The 16,825-nt window shown below is 42.9% G+C and carries 12 protein-coding genes; 9 read left to right on the top strand and 3 right to left on the bottom strand.

Going from position 1 to position 16,825, the window contains the following annotated elements; all coding sequences use genetic code 11:
* Window positions 1–291: 291 nt before the first annotated feature.
* Together PSE7429_RS14065 and PSE7429_RS14060 are read right to left on the bottom strand one after the other, a co-directional pair.
* Complete coding sequence (locus PSE7429_RS14065; protein ID WP_009627895.1) at window positions 292–1,929, bottom strand: iron uptake porin; 1,638 nt, start codon at window positions 1,927–1,929, stop codon at window positions 292–294.
* Between the two features lie 319 nt (window positions 1,930–2,248).
* A complete protein-coding gene (locus PSE7429_RS14060) occupies window positions 2,249–2,872 on the bottom strand; it encodes a DedA family protein (protein WP_009627894.1) in 624 nt (207 codons plus the stop codon).
* A gap of 187 nt (window positions 2,873–3,059) precedes the next feature.
* Between PSE7429_RS14060 and PSE7429_RS14055 the strand changes: the two genes are divergently transcribed.
* The 3 genes from PSE7429_RS14055 (at window position 3,060) to fabF (ending at window position 5,616) form a co-directional block, all read left to right on the top strand.
* On the top strand, window positions 3,060–3,938 hold the full coding sequence (locus PSE7429_RS14055; protein WP_009627893.1) for a glutaminase: 879 nt from the start codon (window positions 3,060–3,062) through the stop codon (window positions 3,936–3,938).
* Window positions 3,939–4,041: 103 nt separating this feature from the next.
* On the top strand, window positions 4,042–4,278 hold the full coding sequence (gene acpP, locus PSE7429_RS14050) for an acyl carrier protein (RefSeq protein WP_009627892.1): 237 nt from the start codon (window positions 4,042–4,044) through the stop codon (window positions 4,276–4,278).
* An 84-nt stretch (window positions 4,279–4,362) separates the two neighbouring features.
* A complete protein-coding gene (fabF, locus tag PSE7429_RS14045) occupies window positions 4,363–5,616 on the top strand; it encodes a beta-ketoacyl-ACP synthase II (RefSeq protein WP_009627891.1) in 1,254 nt (417 codons plus the stop codon).
* A gap of 199 nt (window positions 5,617–5,815) precedes the next feature.
* Here the strand turns inward: fabF and PSE7429_RS14040 are convergent, their stop codons facing one another.
* Window positions 5,816–7,507 (bottom strand): ABC1 kinase family protein, encoded by a 1,692-nt coding sequence (locus PSE7429_RS14040; RefSeq protein ID WP_009627890.1) that lies wholly within the window; start codon window positions 7,505–7,507, stop codon window positions 5,816–5,818.
* 303 nt (window positions 7,508–7,810) lie between these two features.
* On the opposite strand from PSE7429_RS14040, the gene PSE7429_RS26360 reads away from it, so the two are divergent.
* The 6 genes from PSE7429_RS26360 to ychF all read left to right on the top strand — a co-directional run bounded on the left by PSE7429_RS26360 (window position 7,811) and on the right by ychF (window position 16,663).
* A complete protein-coding gene (locus PSE7429_RS26360; RefSeq protein WP_158467640.1) occupies window positions 7,811–7,987 on the top strand; it encodes a hypothetical protein in 177 nt (58 codons plus the stop codon).
* A gap of 140 nt (window positions 7,988–8,127) precedes the next feature.
* Window positions 8,128–8,835 (top strand): hypothetical protein, encoded by a 708-nt coding sequence (locus PSE7429_RS14030; RefSeq protein ID WP_009627889.1) that lies wholly within the window; start codon window positions 8,128–8,130, stop codon window positions 8,833–8,835.
* A 423-nt stretch (window positions 8,836–9,258) separates the two neighbouring features.
* Entirely contained in the window at window positions 9,259–12,111 is a 2,853-nt protein-coding gene (locus PSE7429_RS25200) for a BON domain-containing protein (RefSeq protein ID WP_009627887.1), read from the top strand.
* Entirely contained in the window at window positions 12,112–12,666 is a 555-nt protein-coding gene (locus tag PSE7429_RS14020; RefSeq protein ID WP_009627886.1) for a Rab family GTPase, read from the top strand. It abuts the gene before it with no gap.
* Window positions 12,667–12,755: 89 nt separating this feature from the next.
* Window positions 12,756–15,260, top strand: coding sequence for a response regulator (locus PSE7429_RS14015; protein ID WP_009627885.1), 2,505 nt, complete (start codon window positions 12,756–12,758; stop codon window positions 15,258–15,260).
* 311 nt (window positions 15,261–15,571) lie between these two features.
* Window positions 15,572–16,663: a redox-regulated ATPase YchF gene (gene ychF, locus PSE7429_RS14010; protein ID WP_009627884.1), complete on the top strand. Its 1,092-nt coding sequence runs from the start codon at window positions 15,572–15,574 to the stop codon at window positions 16,661–16,663.
* Window positions 16,664–16,825 lie beyond the last annotated feature (162 nt).

The raw sequence follows: 16,825 nt of genomic DNA, 5'->3' as shown, positions 1-16,825 counted from the left end.
ATTGGCGGCGCGAAGCGCCGCCACTCTCCATTTTGGTTTTCTGTATATAGACAATTCTTGCGGTTTATGTCCTAGTACAGTGACAGATACAGTGACAGTGACAGCTATAGATAGGAAAACGTCATAAGTAACTCAGCATAAAACCCTAAAACCTGCTGTGCACGCTGCGCGTGCGCCGCAGGTTTTAGGGTTTTATATTTAATTAAGCCCACTTACTTATATTTATATATATTTCTTAATCAATTCTAATAAATATCAGGCTGGCTTAGTAGGTCTGTAGCATATTTATTGCTAGAACGTAAATGTGGTACGGATAACTCCTACCGTTGCCGTGGTATTAGTGCTCACGCCTTCAGGATTAAACACCCAAAAGATCCCAGGCGTAATACTAATGTTTGGACTAACTCGGTAACGGTAGAAGATTTCTAGATGATAAGGAGTCGTATTCACCTTTCCTAAATCTGCGGAACCGCTCACGGATGTACGGTTAAGGGGCTGTCCAAATAGAATGCTAGCAGCACTACCTTCACTGAATAGATCGTTGAAGGTTAAACCTGTGATCCAACTGGTGAAAGTGGTCGATGCTGACGTATTGACTGCATCTGCAAAAATTACAGTTCCCCAAGTGTGGAACGTGATTTTGGGTGTGACTTTCCAAGCTAAATTACCGCCAATAGAATTAGCTCTAATCGAGGTAACACCGCTAGCATTAATCGACTCTGTCGCCGTAGTAACTAAGCCTGTGCCCAGAGTATTAGATTGGTGGTATGTATTGGTATAGGTAATAGAAGCGTCGAGATTGTCCGCAGGCTTAAATAGCAACTGCACTAGTGCAATCGTCGAACCGCCAAATAGCCCTCCTTGTCCTCCAAGAGTGGCATCCGCAGGTCTAGAAGATCCATAACCTGCTTGGATTTTAAATCGATCTGTCACTTTCCAGTCAAAGGCAACTAGAGAAGATGTACCTGCAATCCGCATGAGGGGATCAAAGCGCCCAAAACGAGAGATAGAACCTTGACCATTACTGGCAACTGGCGAGAGCACGGTAAAGAATTCGTCTGGGAAACTAATAGGAGCAATGTAAAGGGTAACCTTGTCATCAAAAATCGGAAACTTATAATCGAGAAGACTCAGAGCAAAGGAATTATCGATAAAAGAAGTGGCAGGCCCAGGACCGATGCGGGCGGTATTTGTACCTAGCGCCCCAGCAAGGCTATTGGCAGTCGTATTGCTTGCGGCTGCAAGGTTATTGCTAGCTTCTAGACGAGTTCTTAGGAGATCTTTTCCCGTAAAGCTTGTATTGAGAACAAGTCTTGTACGATTTCCTAAGGTGACATTTGAACTGACATTACTTGCGCCTCCACTCCCTGCTGTGGCGGAGAAAATCACTTCTCCTGTAAGTTTTGTAGTGGTAGAAAATTGCTGCGCTTCTAACTTGGCAGTTTTGGCATCAAGGGCATCAACACGACCCCGTAAAATAGCAAGCTCTGCGGCAAATTCTTCTTGCAACTTTTGCAATGTGGCTAAATCAGCTTTGCTAACTTTATCTGCTAGCCCTGCGGAGATAATTTCATTGATTTTGTCAAGGCAGGCATTTAAGCCAGCGGCAAATTCATAACGGCTGGTAGCTTGTTTGCCGCGAAAGGTGCGATCGGGATATCCTGCAATACAGCCATAGCGCTCAACGAGAGATTGCAAGGCGGTGAAAGCCCAATCCGTTGGCTTAACATCGCTGAGCTGGGATACAGAAGTGACATTTTGGGCGAGTGGTTGGGGTTCAGCATCTAGACGAATTTCCTTATAAGGATCGTTACTATTTGCCAGAGGTATTTTTGTTTCTGCGTGCGTAAGACTTGGTGATACTACCAAGGTTGCGAAAAATGACAAACTAGCTAGAACATTGAATGGAGAGTTTTTAGCCTTAAACATCGAAGAATTCACCTCTGATACACCTAGTTTATAAGGGTAAACTTGTTAACCTTGGATGTCAAAGCAATATTTGGCTGATATTTTAATTCAGTATTTAATTCAGTAGTTATAGCAATTCACTAAAGTGTTGTCACACTTTAGTGAATTGCTATAACTACCTCCCTTCCCAGTAAAGAATTAGACGTTGCGTCGCGAAGCGACGCAACGCTAATTATTGGTTTTTGATGTCTATTTCTTTGGTGATAGTTAATTGCCAAACATCATTGGCTCAAGTTGCGCTTGATCCAATGATGTTTGGGTTTGATTTTTGATTTTGATTCTATTCTTTAGCTTTATCCTTAGATTTCCCAATGGGTAAAATATGTAAGAGTGAAGGAATGACTGAAATTACTACGATCGCTAAGGTGATTGGCAAGATATAGCGATCGGCATTAGGAATACTTTTTCCCAATAGAAAGCCTAGGATTGTTAAACCAAACGTCCAAAGTAATCCCCCTAATAGATTGTATTTAATAAATGTGGGATAGTGCATTTTGCCGATACCTGCCACTATGGGAGCAAAGGTTCTGACTACTGGCAAAAACCTTGCCAAGATAATTGTTTTGCGCCCGTGGGTTTCGTAAAAACTTTGTGCTTTCAATAGATGCTTTTTGTGAAAAAAACGTGAGTCTTCTCTATTGAATAACCTGTAACCAAAGTGGCTACCCGTTGCATAACCAACGTTATCCCCTAATATGGCGCATATAAAACAACCGACTATTAGCATCACTATATTCAACAATCCCTGTGAAGCTAAAAAACCTGAGGCAAATAGTAAAGAATCTCCTGGTAAGAAAAAACCAATTAATAGTCCTGATTCTGCAAAGGTGATTGCCCAGATCGCTAAATGTCCACCCCAGAAGCCCAGAGACTGTACTAATTGCTGTGGTTCTAAAAAGTTCACGCTTGCCTGTAGCCTCTTCTAGAAATTTTTAAATATTCTAATTGAACATTCTAAGAGATAAGTAGCTGGGTACAATTAAATATAGAACCCCAAAAGCTGTAGCGCACGCACAGCGTGCGCTACAGCTTTTGATTCTGGATTTTAATTATGTCCAGCCATATGCCCAGCCACTTAGCGGTGAGAGTTTATGCTCGCAGATCAATTGCCACAATGGTTGGAATTGGCGCTCCAAGAGATTTACAAGGGTAAATTGCCCAGTTATATTCCCCTTTTAGCACAGGCAGATCCCCGCACGATCGCGATCGCCATTCAGTCTATAGATGGTAATCCTCTGATGGCAGGTGATACGACCGCCACTTTCCCGTTAATGAGTGCGATCAAACCATTTTTATTACTTTACCTATGCGAAAATTTTGATAAAGAAACTGTTTTTCAGATGGTTGATGCTGAACCCAGTACTGAGGCTTTTAATGCCATACCCGATGGCAAGCCGAAAAATCCCATGATTAATAGCGGGGCGATCGCTCTTTCTTCGTTATTGACCTCCTCGGAAAATCTGCAAAATTGGCTCAACCAGCGATCGGGCGCAAATTTGATCCTCGATTTTTCAATGCTCTCTTCGGTGAGATCGGTGCCAAATCGCCGTAATTTAGCGATCGCTTCACAACTTACCTCTTTAGGAATAGTCTCAAATTCTAGTCAAGCCCTCAGGGTTTATGAAGAAATCTGTTGTTTGCGGGGTAACGTACAGGATCTCGCCAAAATTGGGGGTTTATTGATTGATACACAGCGATCGCCACATATCCCGATGGTTTTAGAAATCATGCTGCGCTGTGGGATGTATGAGGGCTCCGCCGCATTCGCGCAGGATGTGGGATTAGCGTCTAAGTCCAGCGTTAGTGGTGCTTTGTTATCGATTATTCCCGATCGCGCTGTCATTGCCTGTTATAGCCCCGCCCTTGATGCGATCGGCAACTCGGTTGCTGGGCTATTTCTCGTCCGAAAGATTAAAAACTATATTCTGGAATTGGGGCATGGAGTGTCCGAATCTTCAATAAAAAATTGAATTTTTTAATAGATCTTCGCGATCGTGTATATACAGCTACCTTTATCCGATAAAATTAAAAACGCTAAAAAGTTTTCGGTTGTAAGCAGTAGAGAATAAGTAAATGAGTACCTTTGAGAAAGTTCAAGAGATCGTTGCATCCCAATTAGGCGTTAAACCAGAAGAAGTTAGACCAGCAGCTAGCTTTGCAAACGACCTTGGCGCTGACTCTCTCGATACCGTCGAACTAGTTATGGCCCTAGAAGAAAAATTCGGCGTGGAGATCCCCGACGAATCCGCAGAAAAAATTATCACTGTGCAAGATGCGGTTGATTACATTGACAGTCAAAAGGCTGCTTAAGCAATTGTTTTAGATTAAAGCTTTGTTGCTCGGCGACAAAGCTTTTCTGTTCTTAAAATTTTTGATCTATTGATTCCAAACGAAATGCAAAACCCTCAGCCCCTCTATCGCGTCGTTGTCACTGGACTAGGTGCAATCACACCGATCGGTAACACGGTCGAAGAATACTGGCAAGGTCTAGTCGATGGCAAAAATGGGATTACCGAAATTACCCGTTTCGATACCACTGACCATGAGTGTCGAGTCGGTGGCGAAGTGAAAGATTTCGATCCCCTAGCCTACGTCCCCGCCAAAGAAGCGCGACGGATGGATCGCTTTGCTCAATTTGGCGTAAGTGCTAGTATCCAAGCGCTCCGCGATGCCAACCTCGAAATAACCCCTCTAAATGCCCCCCAAGTCGGTGTTTTGTTGGGTACTGGCATTGGCGGATTACAAGTACTTGAGGATCAGCACGAAATTATTCGCACCAAGGGGCCAACTCGCTGTAGTCCATTCATGATCCCGATGATGATCGGTAATATGGCGGCAGGTTTAACGGCAATCCATACAGGAGCACAGGGACCTAATTCCTGCACGGTCACAGCCTGTGCAGCGGGCTCTAATGCGATCGGTGATGCATTCCGTTTGGTTCAAAGTGGCTTTGCTCAGGCGATGATCTGTGGCGGCACTGAGGCAGCCATTACCCCTCTAGGCTTTGCTGGGTTTGCTTCGGCAAGGGCTATGTCTCGCCGCAATGACGATCCTGCCCATGCCTCGCGTCCCTTTGACAAAGACCGTGATGGTTTTGTAATGGGTGAAGGTGCGGGAATATTGATTATTGAGAATCTAGACCATGCTCTGGCAAGGGGAGCCAAAATCTATGCCGAAATCGTGGGCTATGGCTGTACTTGTGATGCCTACCACATGACTTCACCTTCTCCCAATGGTGAGGGAGCTGTCAGAGCCATGTCTCTAGCCCTTAAGGATGGCGATATTACACCTGAGATGGTGGATTATATTAACGCTCATGGTACAAGTACTGCAGCAAATGATAGTACTGAGACCAAGGCAATCAAAAAAGTCTTAGGTGATCACGCCTACAAGGTTGCGGTTAGTTCTACTAAGTCGATGACGGGGCATTTGCTCGGTGGCTCTGGTGGTATTGAGGCAGTCGCCACTGTCTTGGCTGTAAAAAATGATATTGCACCGCCAACGATGAACTTAGAAAACCCCGACGAAGAATGCGATCTCGATTATGTCCCTAACAAGTCGCGCCCAATGACTATTAATGTAGCAACCTCTAATTCTTTCGGTTTTGGCGGTCATAACGTCACGTTAGTTTTCAAAAAATACCAATAACAAAAGGGGGCGCAATGCGCCCCCTTTTGTTATTTAACATGAGTTCGGGATAATTTGAAACGGGCTTTGAGAAAGGATTTGGGTAGCAAATCCTTTCTCAAAGCCCAAAAGTAAAAGCCTTGCGTAGCAAGGCTTTTACTTTTGGGCTTTTAAAATTTGCTAGCTTAACCCGAACTACTTAGCTTTTGTATAGCTATAGTTACTGCTCAGCAAGATTGTCAATTTTTTCACGAATCGATAGTTGGACTAAAGACCGAATCAGGGAAAGTCCCGAAAACCCTGCGGCAACAAAAGTGGCGATCGCCCAGCCAGTATATAAGCCTGTACCCAACAATAACACGACACCAGCAAGGACTAAAAATCCCGTTAAACAAGCATAAATCAAGGCTTTAACAGCAATATTAATCCGCTTGAGGGTGCGATCGCTTTCTGAAGACTTGACTTGAATCATTAATTCACCACGCTCGATCCGCTCCTCCAATCGCTCCAACAAAATTTCCATGCGACTGGGCTTGTTGATCTGATAGACTAAAAAATCTTTAGCTTGCTGAGCCAAAGCACCAAGGGTATTACCGCGACCTCTAGTCAGGACGATACTTTTTACAAAGGGTTGAGCGGCAGTGGTGAAGTTATATTCTGGATCGAGAATCCGCGCAATCCCGTCAAGGGTCGTTAATGATTTGAGTAGATAGGTCATTTGAGGTGGTAAACGGAAGGGTTGCTTCTCAAAGATTGCCACCACTTCGCCTTTAATTTGCTCGAACTCGTAAATATTGACAGGTCTTTCGGTGAAACGATCTAGGACAAATTTCAACATTCGCTTGATCGGACTCATGTCCGCAATGGGCTCGATGAAACCCATGCTCATTAAGGTATCAACGACTTCGTTAGTATCTTTACGCAAAACCGCAAAGAAAGTTTTCACCATTTGATCCTTTGCCATGGTTTTTACCTCGGCCATCATGCCGTAGTCATAGAAGATGAGACTTCCATTCGGACTGACGGCTAAATTTCCGGGATGGGGGTCGGCATGAAAAAATCCATCTTGGAGTAGTTGTTTGAGATAACAACAGATTCCTAATTGGTTGATCTCTTTGGGATTTAATCCGCAGGCTTCTAGGGCTTGGCGATCGTCTATCTTGATACCTGGAACGTACTCTAGGGTCAAAACCATAGAAGTAGAATAGTTCCAATAGATCTTGGGAACGACAATTCTTGGATAACCTTCAAAATTTTTGCGGAAGCGATCGGCATTACTAGCTTCGATCGCATAATCAATTTCTTGATAGAGGATAGTAAAAAATTCGTCGTAAATCCCTTCAAGATTATATTTGCGCGTCCAGCTAAAATAACGTCGAAAGACTTTCAGAAGCTTGCCAACAGCAAGTAAATCGAGATCGAATAGTTTTTTTAGCCCTGGACGCTGTACTTTAACGACCACTTCTTCCCCCGTATGGAGTGTGGCGCGATGCACCTGACCGAGACTAGCTGCAGCAAGCGGAACCTCATCAAAATCACGATAGATATTATAGAGAGATTTTCCCAATTCGAGCTCGATAATCTCTCTGGCTTCCTTACCACTGAATGCAGGTACTTTATCTTGAAGTTGAGCCAAGGTGCTGATATATTCTGGCGGCAACAAATCGACGCGCGTCGATAGAGATTGACCAATTTTGATAAATGTGGGACCTAGTTCGAGCATATTGCGAACTAGCCACTCTGCTCTTTTAATGCGAGTCCGTGATGTATTGTTTTGCCAAAATTTATCCCACCAGATAAAAAATAGAAATGTAAATGCGGCTAAAAAAACTTCACGTTGGCGGGCAAGAGAAGAGCTTTTCCCTCTCTGCCAGCGTAGTTTTTTTGGTGAGGATGGGGCGATCGCAGACATATTTAGTCAATATTAGCAATGCTAACTAGCAGCGCTGTGATTATATTACCCAATTACCGCTTAAAAAGTAGAGGGCAGCACCCTTTATTCAGATTATTCAGAAAAGCGCCCCCATCTGTATAGCTACATTCGCTTGACTTAGGACAAATCAAACCCCAAGAATGGATTGGCGGCGCGAAGCGCCGCCAATCCATTCTTGGGGTTTATGTCCTAGTAAGTAGCTAGGCATAAGTAAACTTAAAACCTAGAAGAGCATACCGCCCGCGCAGCGGGCGGTATGCTCTCTGGTTTTGGTTTTTAATTATGCCGAACTACTTACAGCGACAGCTATATCTGGCTGTATCGATACAGCCAAAAGGGCAAGACTTTGATATGGTTATCTTTAATGGCGATCGCCAAAGCATGACCCAGAACATGACCCAAAGCATGACCCAGAGCATGACCCAGAGCATGACTATGTGCAGTACTTTTCAGAGCTAAGCAATCCACAAATTTTAGGAAAATCTTCACCTTTGAAGCTTTCCTCAAAAAAATGGGTTTGAGATTGTTGCTTTGCGATGTATATATAGACTTGGGATTAAAAATCTATATCCGTTCAAATCATTCCTAGAGGTAACCTAATGGGTGAAATCACCAGAGATGAAATCCGCGAACGCTTAGGCAATATCGATCAAATTCGCGATATCATTTTCGGCGCACATTTGCGCGAATATACCAGTCGGTTAGATAAGGCAGAGTCTGATATTTCGGCTATTCAGCAAGATGTACGCGATCGCCTTAACGATTTAAAGTCAGCTTTAGCAGGTGAATTACGCGCGGCCGTTGAGTCCATTGATAAGCGCCTAAAAACCATTAGTGCATCAACTCAAGAAGAGGCTGCCGATCTCCGCCAACAGTTCGATCGCATTAATCGCAAATTCACCAATAGTATTGAAACCCTTGATGAAGCGGTTGAAGCCCAAAGGGTAGCATTGCGTGACGAACTGGCTGAAACGAGAGATAACCTGCAAAACGATAATCGCGAACTGCGATCATTAGTTTTAGAAGAGCTAGACCGCCATTTTTCAATCCTACGTGAAGATAAACTCTCCAAAGATGATATGGCTGAGTTACTGTTTGAGTTAGGTATGCGCCTTAAGGGATCTGAATTTGTCCCCGAACTACGTGAGGCTGCTGAAGAACAAGTGGAAGAAAAATACGAACGTATCAGTATTGTTGAAACAGAACCCAAAATAGATCGCGCAGCCTCATCTACTCCTAGCACCGCTGCAAGTACAAGTAGCACTTCTGCCAAAACCGCAGCGCGGGCAAGAACTTCTAAGGCTTAGATCGATCACAAGATAATAGATCTAAGTAGTTCCAGTAGTTCGGCATAAGTAAACTTAAAACCCAGAAGAGCATACCGCCCGCGCAGCGGGCGGTATGCTCTTACTGGGTTTTAGTTTTTCTACCGTCAACTGTATCCCCAAAGAGGGTTGCCGCGCGGAGCGCGGCAACCCTCTTTGGGGGGTAACAAGACTGGCGGCAGCTAGCTATACAAGTTGCCCCTAGTGAATGCTAGATATTTCAACCCGTTTTTGCATCAGCATTGAAATTGGGTTACCCATAGTCAGGATGACAAAATAAGTAAACCCAAAAGATGAATGGCGGTGCTTTGCACCGCCATTCATCTTTTGGGTTTTGGATCCTCAGCAAAACTTGCATTGCTATAGCAAAGCGCTATAGTTAGAAAAAGCCACCATTTAAACAGTATGTCAGAGCGGAAGAGTAACCCCAGCAATAATGCTCTCAGCGAAGTTGAGAAGTTTTTACTCCTACTCTCTGACCTAAATATCATTGAGTCTGACCATGCTAAAAATATTCCAGCTCAACCCCAAAGAGCTAATTTACCTCCCTTAGATAAAGGGCTAGATAAAGGGCTCTATACGGAAGAATTTCCAACTAGTAGCAACAATGAAAGGACTCCTAAAGCATCCGTTAATAAATCCAATAATGCGTCCAATCGATCGATTAAGTCTAATGAGATTGCCAGCATCAAAGTCCCAGATGAAGAGATTTCAGAATTAAGGCGATCGCCTGTAACCTATTCTTTTCCCAGCCTCCTCGACGAACTACCATTTTTGCAAGAGTCTAAACCTCTGACAAATGGATTTATACATAGTGAAGAAGATCTTCAAATAGAAGAACAGGCGTTAGAAGCAGCAGATCCTTTGGAGATGGAATCTGTAAACCACGAACCAGTAGAATTCTCAAACTCTGTCCGCAAAGAAGAGGCAGAGACAGTACACCTAATCCAAAGTCTCCTCTTAGGAATTGACCAACCCTCCCATAGTTCTTCTCAACCATCTCAAGAAATCGAGCGGGAAATAGATCGAAAATCTCCTCGAACTGGGCTAGCAAATAACCAATCCCCAATTAATCAATCCCCAAATACCCCAAATATCCCAAATATCCCAAATATATATTTGGGGAGCCCATCCGATGATGCCGAGGCTTTACATCTTTTACAAGATATTTTAGTTGTTCCAGAGATCGAAGACCTGCGCAGCTTTAAGATTTCTGTCGAGCAGAAATTAGGGATTGTGGAAAGTCAAGTCAACAGTCCTGAATTGATGAATAAAATTAAAGATCTAGAGAGTTTAGTTCAACATGCATCCCTCGATCTCAGTAATTTTGGTTCCAAACTTTTAGAAATTGGTACCGAACAAGATAACATTCCCACCGAAATCGCTAATGTCAGAGAAAGAGTCGCTCAGTTAGAAAATCGAATTTATGAACCACAAGAACTAGTCCAGTTGTTATTGCCAATCATTGCCGAACTGCTCAGCCTAAAAACGAGTGAATCTAGAGAGGAGATGTGTCAAGCAATCACGCCCATTATTGCTGAGGTGATTTTTGAGCGATCGCAACTGGATCGATTATCAATGAGTCATGCGATCGCTGATTTACTACCCAATGCGATTAGCGAACAAATTCGTAATAGTCCAGAACAAATTGCTAAAGCGCTTGGTCCAGAAGTTGGCGCGGCTATTCGCGAACAAATTCGCATCGATCGCGATGAGATCGTTGATTCCCTTGCCCCAGAGATGGGTTCGGCAATAAAGCGACAGATCGACCTAGAGCGCGACGCAATGGTAGATGCGCTTTATCCTGTGATTGGCAATACCATCGCTAAATATTTTGCTGAAGCCATTAGGTCTATTAATGAGAAAGTCGAACAAACCTTTAGCTTAGAGGGGCTACAGCGAAAAATGCGGGCGAAAATCCGTGGTGTTTCGGAAGCAGAGCTAATTTTAAAAGAATCCGTTCCCTTTGAAGTCCAAGCGATATTTCTAATCCATAATCTGTCGGGGTTAGTCATAATTGACATTCAACAGAGCGATCTCTATTCCCATGCCGATCCCATCGATGCTGACATGCTCGCAGGGATGTTGACTGCTATCCGTAGCTTTGCCAGTGAATGTATATCGCGCTCGGAAAGGACGACGGAACTCGATGCAATTAATTATAGTGGTTCCAAAATCCTGCTAGAGGTGGCAGGATATTGCTATCTTGCGGTAATTATTGAGGGTGAACCCGATCTCAAATTAGTGACCAAAATTCGCGATGTCTTCGGTCAAGTCGTCCAAGTCCATGGCGAAAGCTTTAAAGAATTTGATGGCGATACTAGCCTTGTCGATCCTGAGATTGCAATTGCTCTCAAAACCTTGATGGAGGTCGAGCAGCCTAAGGATCCCAATAAACCCTTGAAGGGGTTGATATTTATGGGATTGGCGATCGCCGCTTTAATTTTTGTACCCATTGGAATATATCAATCCCAGTCTATTCGCGATCGGCAAATCGAAGCCAAAATATTAGAAGCCCTCGCCAGCACTCCTGAGCTAGCGGTTTATCGCCTCAATGTAAATGTTAATGGCGATCGCCTCAGCTTATCTGGCAAATTGCCCAATCAATACCTACGCAATCGGGCAATCCAAGTGGCAACTACTTCCACAACCACCGAAAAAGCCATCACCAAAATTGATAATCACATCTACACAGTCAATATCCCCCCCGATCCCGAACTAGTTGCCAATGAAGTCCAACGCCTCACAAAAGTACTCAACTATACGCAAGGAATCAATATTCAAAGCGAGTTTAAAGATGGCCAAGTAACCATAACTGGTCAAATCGATCACCCTCGTCTCATCCCTAAAATCACAGAAACATTTACAAAAATTGCAGGAGTCACCACTGTTAGTAATGCCGCCACACTGCTGATGCCCAAACTAACGACAAAGATCTACTTCCCATTTAAGATAACCACTCTACAACCCAGAGACAGCGAAAAGCTATTAGAAGTTCAAGCTTTTTTGGATCTATACCCAGACTACGATCTCCAGATTTTCGCAAAAAGTGATAGTATTGGCGATCGCCTGATCAACTATGAGTTAGGGATGAAACGCGCTCGTGCGGTACGTGAAGCCCTATTACAAAGAGGAGTAAATGCTAAACGATTACATATTTCTGGAATAATGGATATATCTGTGAAGCAGTCCTCTGACCAAATTTTAAGGTGGGTAGAGTTTCAACCTATGTTAAAGCCAATGTCTACATCAAATTAAATGCATTCTCCTGCTAAAGTTATTTCTCAAAAAATATGTCTTATTGGCGATTTTGGGGTTGGTAAAACTAGCCTAATTCGGCAATTTGTAGATCGTCAATTTAGTGACAAATATTTATCAACTGTGGGGGTAAAGATATCACGCAAACTCGTATCTATTGCTAAATCCGCTAATGATTCCACAGCAGAATCAAAACAAATACAATTAATTATTTGGGATATTGAAGGTAGTACTCGGTTTAAGGCGATCGCGCCTAGCTATCTGCAAGGAGCAAGAAGCGCACTCATTGTGGGAGATGTTACCAGACCATCAAGCATACAAAGTTTAAGAGAACACGTACAACTTTTCCAATCAATTAATTCTAAGTCAAATCCAATTATTGCGCTGAACAAAATTGATTTAATTGAGAACCATGAAAGAGAGAACCTATTAAAATCTATCTCGACAGAATTTACGAGCCTCAGTTTATCTATCCATGCAACATCAGCCAAAACAGGTGAAGGGGTTGATGAAATATTCCATCAATTAGCACACCAGATTCTGATGCTAGAATGAAGATACAATTTTGACTCCTAAGTATCAGTATAAATCCAAGTAAAAATATCCCAAAGAATATTTGATGTTCTTTCCCATCATTAACTGCTATGAAACAGTCAAAACTTCTCAAAAAACTTCTTACTGCTTCAGAACGCTCATTCATCACGATCGATCGACAGTTGATAATTACTGATACCTCCTACGGAGCCGAGAGATTTTCTGAATATCCTTTTGAGTCCCTATTAAACAAAGATATTCGCCAAGCATTTCCAGAAACCATCGGTTTAGAAGAATCTTTTCAGAGTATTTGGCTAAATCAAGTTACTAGTTTTGAAATTAAGGGGGTTTGTCGCTCTACGGATCCTCAAAAGCCCCTATATTTCAACTTCTATATTATTGGTACTAACGAGTTAGAAGAAGAAGACAAAAATATTATTATCTGTATTGAAGATTGTACGGATATGATGATCATGTCTCAGGAATTAATGCAGAGAGCGAACGAATCTGAACTTCTAGCTAATGCATTACAAAACTCCAAGGAATATATTGATAGAATTATCTCAGCCATGGCTGATGCCTTGATCGTAACCGATCATCAAGGAAAAATTAAAACGGTAAATCCTGCGGCAATCAACCTATTTGGTTATGATTATAATAACTTAGTAAATTGTTCAATTTCTTCAATATTTAAAGATCCCAATCAGCTCGATTTAATCCATCAAAATTATCTGGATAATCAATTAAATAACGAACAATCTCAAGCGAACAATCGCTATTTTGCCAATATTGAAATACTATGTCTATCAAAGGCTCATGAGGAAATCCTCATCTCATTTTCCTGCTCCACAATCCATAATTATCAGTCGGAATACAATCTCCAAAGAAACCATGATTTTGTCTATGTTGGGCGGGATATTACGGAACTTAAGCGCAAAGAACAAGAATTATTAGCCGCTAGACAGTTTGCGGAGCAATCGAATCGGGCTAAAAGCATTTTTTTAGCAAATATGAGCCATGAAATTCGGACTCCAATGAATGGGGTTTTAGGGATGACCGATCTATTGCTTAGTACTACTCTGGACGATCGGCAGCAGGACTTTGTGGAAAACATTCGACTGAGTGGCAACCTGCTCCTCAGTTTGATCAATCGCATTTTGGACTTGTCAAAGCTAGAAGAAGGAGAATTACAATTAGAAAGCCTACCTTTTAATCTAGAACAATGTATCGAAGAAATTCTCGAACTGTTTGGCTTGCAAGCCCACAATCAAAGCTTAGAGATTAATGCATCCTTTGAAGAGGATTTGCCAAGGCTCTTAATGGCTGACACCGTCAGGTTTCGCCAAATCATGATGAATTTAATTGGCAATGCCATTAAATTTACCTCTGAAGGCGAAATCGTCGTACGCATCGAACGCGATCGCGATTTTGAAAACAAAAAATCCCTAGAGCAAGCCTCCCCATCACAAATCTATTTGCGTTTTTCAGTTATTGATACAGGCATTGGCATCCATCCATCCAATCAGGACAAGCTATTTAAACCCTTTTCTCAAGTTGATACTTCCACCAATCGCCGTTTTGGAGGCACAGGTTTGGGATTAGCGATCAGCCGTCAGTTGGTGGAACTAATGCAAGGAGAGATCGGCATATCTAGCCCAGTTGACAACGATCGCGGTACTTGCTTCTGGTTTGTACTTCCTTTCACGCTTCAGACAAACCAAGAATCGTCATCCTTGGTTTACGATCGCCAATCCTTAAGCGATCGTCATATTTTGGTAGTTGATGCCAATCAATATGCCCGTAAGACTATTCGCTATTACCTTACTAAATTTGGCGCGAATATCCATGAAGCCTCTAGCCTCCCCGAAGCGATCGCCTATTTGGATCATGGGCAAAATCAAAATCACAATAATAATCACAATATTGATGCGGTTCTCATAGATTGGCGATTAACAAATTTCAATGGAACTGAGGCAATTCGCCAGATCCATAGCAAAGAAAAATTTATCAATTTACCCATAATTGCCCTATTAACAGCCAATCGTCAGGGCGAGACGCAGACAGCTCTTGATCAAGGATTTTGTGGGTATGTCACCAAACCATTTAAAAAGCAACGACTCTTAAAAGCCCTATTTTTAGCCTTGGGATTAAATATCCCTAATCCCAGTATTCCTACCACGGCTAGTTCCATTTCATCTAGAGAGAATCAAGAAGAAGCGATTCTTATGGAGAAGTTAAGAAGTTTAAGAATTCTATTAGCCGAAGATAATATCACCAATCAAAAAGTTACCTTAGCCTATCTATCGCAATTAGGTATTCAATCGGATTTAGCCGAAAATGGAGAACAGGTATTACAGTTAATCCAAACTAAGTCCTATGACATTATTTTAATGGATTGTCAGATGCCCGTATTAGATGGATATGACACCACTGAAGCTATTCGGCGACTCGAGGCGATTAATCAGACACCTAAACCGATCTTGATCATTGCCATGACTGCCAATGCTTTCACCGAAGATCGCGATCGCTGTCTTGCCATAGGTATGGATGATTATCTGAGTAAACCTATCCGCAAGCAACAACTTAAAGAGGCTCTGGCATACTGGATCAAGTAAACTTAAAACCTAGAAGAAAACCTATGGTGCACGCGCAGCGTGCACCATAGGTTTTCGATCTGGATTGTAATTACTTACAGCACCTTACGCTCAAATCCAAACCAAGAAACTTTTTGAAAGTGTTGCTTTGCAACACTTTCAAAAAGTTTCTTGTGGTTCTTTTGATCGAAAATAGCTGTAGATTAAATAATTAGATTAAATAAAGAGTTGGGTATATTTTGCGAAAAGTCTCATCAAGTGAGACTTTTATGACCTTTTATGACAGAATTTATAAGCACAATGTCAAAAAAGTTTTCGTTTAGATAGCCATCATGCTCAAAGCTGGGATTGTCGGACTACCCAATGTGGGAAAGTCTACGTTATTTAATGCCCTAGTTGCCAACGCCAAAGCCGAAGCAGCAAACTTTCCCTTTTGTACGATCGAACCCAACGTTGGCTCAGTGTCCGTCCCTGACGATCGCCTCACTACCCTCGCCGAAGTCGGTAAATCCGCACAAATTATTCCTACTAGAGTCGAATTTGTCGATATTGCAGGACTGGTCAGAGGGGCGAGTAAAGGAGAAGGACTAGGCAATCAATTTCTAGGAAATATTCGCGTCTGCGATGCGATCGTCCATGTTGTCCGTTGTTTTGAGAATGACGACATCATCCATGTTGAGGCTTCGATCGATCCCGCCCGTGATATCGAAATCATTACCCTCGAACTCGCCCTATCCGACTTGGCTCAGGTCGATCGCAGGATCGATCGCACCCGTAAAGCAGCCCGTGCCGATGCCGATGCTAAGGTCGAATTGGCAGCCCTCGAAAAAGTACGAGAGATCCTTGATGCAGGCAAACCTGCTCGTCTTGCCAATCTGAATGATGAGGAAAAAGCAGCAATTTCGGTATTGCAATTACTCACCCTTAAACCCACAATTTATGCCGCCAATGTCTCGGAAGACGATCTCGCCACAGGCAATGCTTTTGTTGAGAAGGTAAAAGCGATCGCAGCGGCTGAAAATGCTGAGGTAACTATCGTTTCCGCCCAAGTCGAATCCGAATTACTAGAGCTACCCGATGAAGAGCGTCAAGATTTCTTAGAATCCCTTGGAGTCAAAGAGGGCGGATTAAAATCCTTAATTCGCGCCACTTATCATCTCTTAGGACTGCGTACCTACTTCACAGTTGGTCCCAAAGAAGCGCGGGCCTGGACGATTCATGCAGGCATGAAAGCCCCTCAAGCCGCAGGAGTAATTCACTCTGATTTTGAGAAAGCCTTTATTCGTGCCGAAACTGTTGCCTTTAAAGACCTTGTGGACTGCGGCTCCATGAGTGCCGCCCGTGCCAAAGGACTGCTCCGCAGTGAAGGGAAAGAATATATTGTCCAAGAAGGTGATGTAATTTTATTCTTAACCAGTGCATAAGGGACTTGCGATTTAATGAAGTACCAAATATAAAACCAGAATCGGTGGCGCGGCGGAGCCGCGCCACCAATTCTGGTAAATCTGGATTGGTATCTTATTTTCTCGCAAGTCCCTTAGCTGAGCCAAGTCCCTTATACCAATTCACGAAAGTGTGACAACTAC

It is taken from the genome of Pseudanabaena biceps PCC 7429, from assembly GCF_000332215.1.
In the GTDB taxonomy this organism is placed as follows: domain Bacteria; phylum Cyanobacteriota; class Cyanobacteriia; order Pseudanabaenales; family Pseudanabaenaceae; genus Pseudanabaena; species Pseudanabaena biceps.
Note: the sequence above shows the minus strand (reverse complement) of the source record. Positions and strands in the feature narration are given on the sequence as shown.

Bases quoted from the DNA above. Each gene is read 5' to 3' on its own strand.
- PSE7429_RS25200 (WP_009627887.1), top strand. From the start codon at position 9,259: ATGTCAGAGCGGAAGAGTAACCCCAGCAATAATGCTCTCAGCGAAGTT.
- PSE7429_RS14055 (WP_009627893.1), top strand. From the start codon at position 3,060: ATGCTCGCAGATCAATTGCCACAATGGTTGGAATTGGCGCTCCAAGAG.
- PSE7429_RS26360 (WP_158467640.1), top strand. From the start codon at position 7,811: ATGCCGAACTACTTACAGCGACAGCTATATCTGGCTGTATCGATACAG.
- fabF (WP_009627891.1), top strand. From the start codon at position 4,363: ATGCAAAACCCTCAGCCCCTCTATCGCGTCGTTGTCACTGGACTAGGT.
- PSE7429_RS14040 (WP_009627890.1), bottom strand. From the start codon at position 7,507: ATGTCTGCGATCGCCCCATCCTCACCAAAAAAACTACGCTGGCAGAGA.
- PSE7429_RS14065 (WP_009627895.1), bottom strand. From the start codon at position 1,929: ATGTTTAAGGCTAAAAACTCTCCATTCAATGTTCTAGCTAGTTTGTCA.
- PSE7429_RS14015 (WP_009627885.1), top strand. From the start codon at position 12,756: ATGAAACAGTCAAAACTTCTCAAAAAACTTCTTACTGCTTCAGAACGC.
- PSE7429_RS14030 (WP_009627889.1), top strand. From the start codon at position 8,128: ATGGGTGAAATCACCAGAGATGAAATCCGCGAACGCTTAGGCAATATC.
- PSE7429_RS14020 (WP_009627886.1), top strand. From the start codon at position 12,112: ATGCATTCTCCTGCTAAAGTTATTTCTCAAAAAATATGTCTTATTGGC.
- acpP (WP_009627892.1), top strand. From the start codon at position 4,042: ATGAGTACCTTTGAGAAAGTTCAAGAGATCGTTGCATCCCAATTAGGC.
- ychF (WP_009627884.1), top strand. From the start codon at position 15,572: ATGCTCAAAGCTGGGATTGTCGGACTACCCAATGTGGGAAAGTCTACG.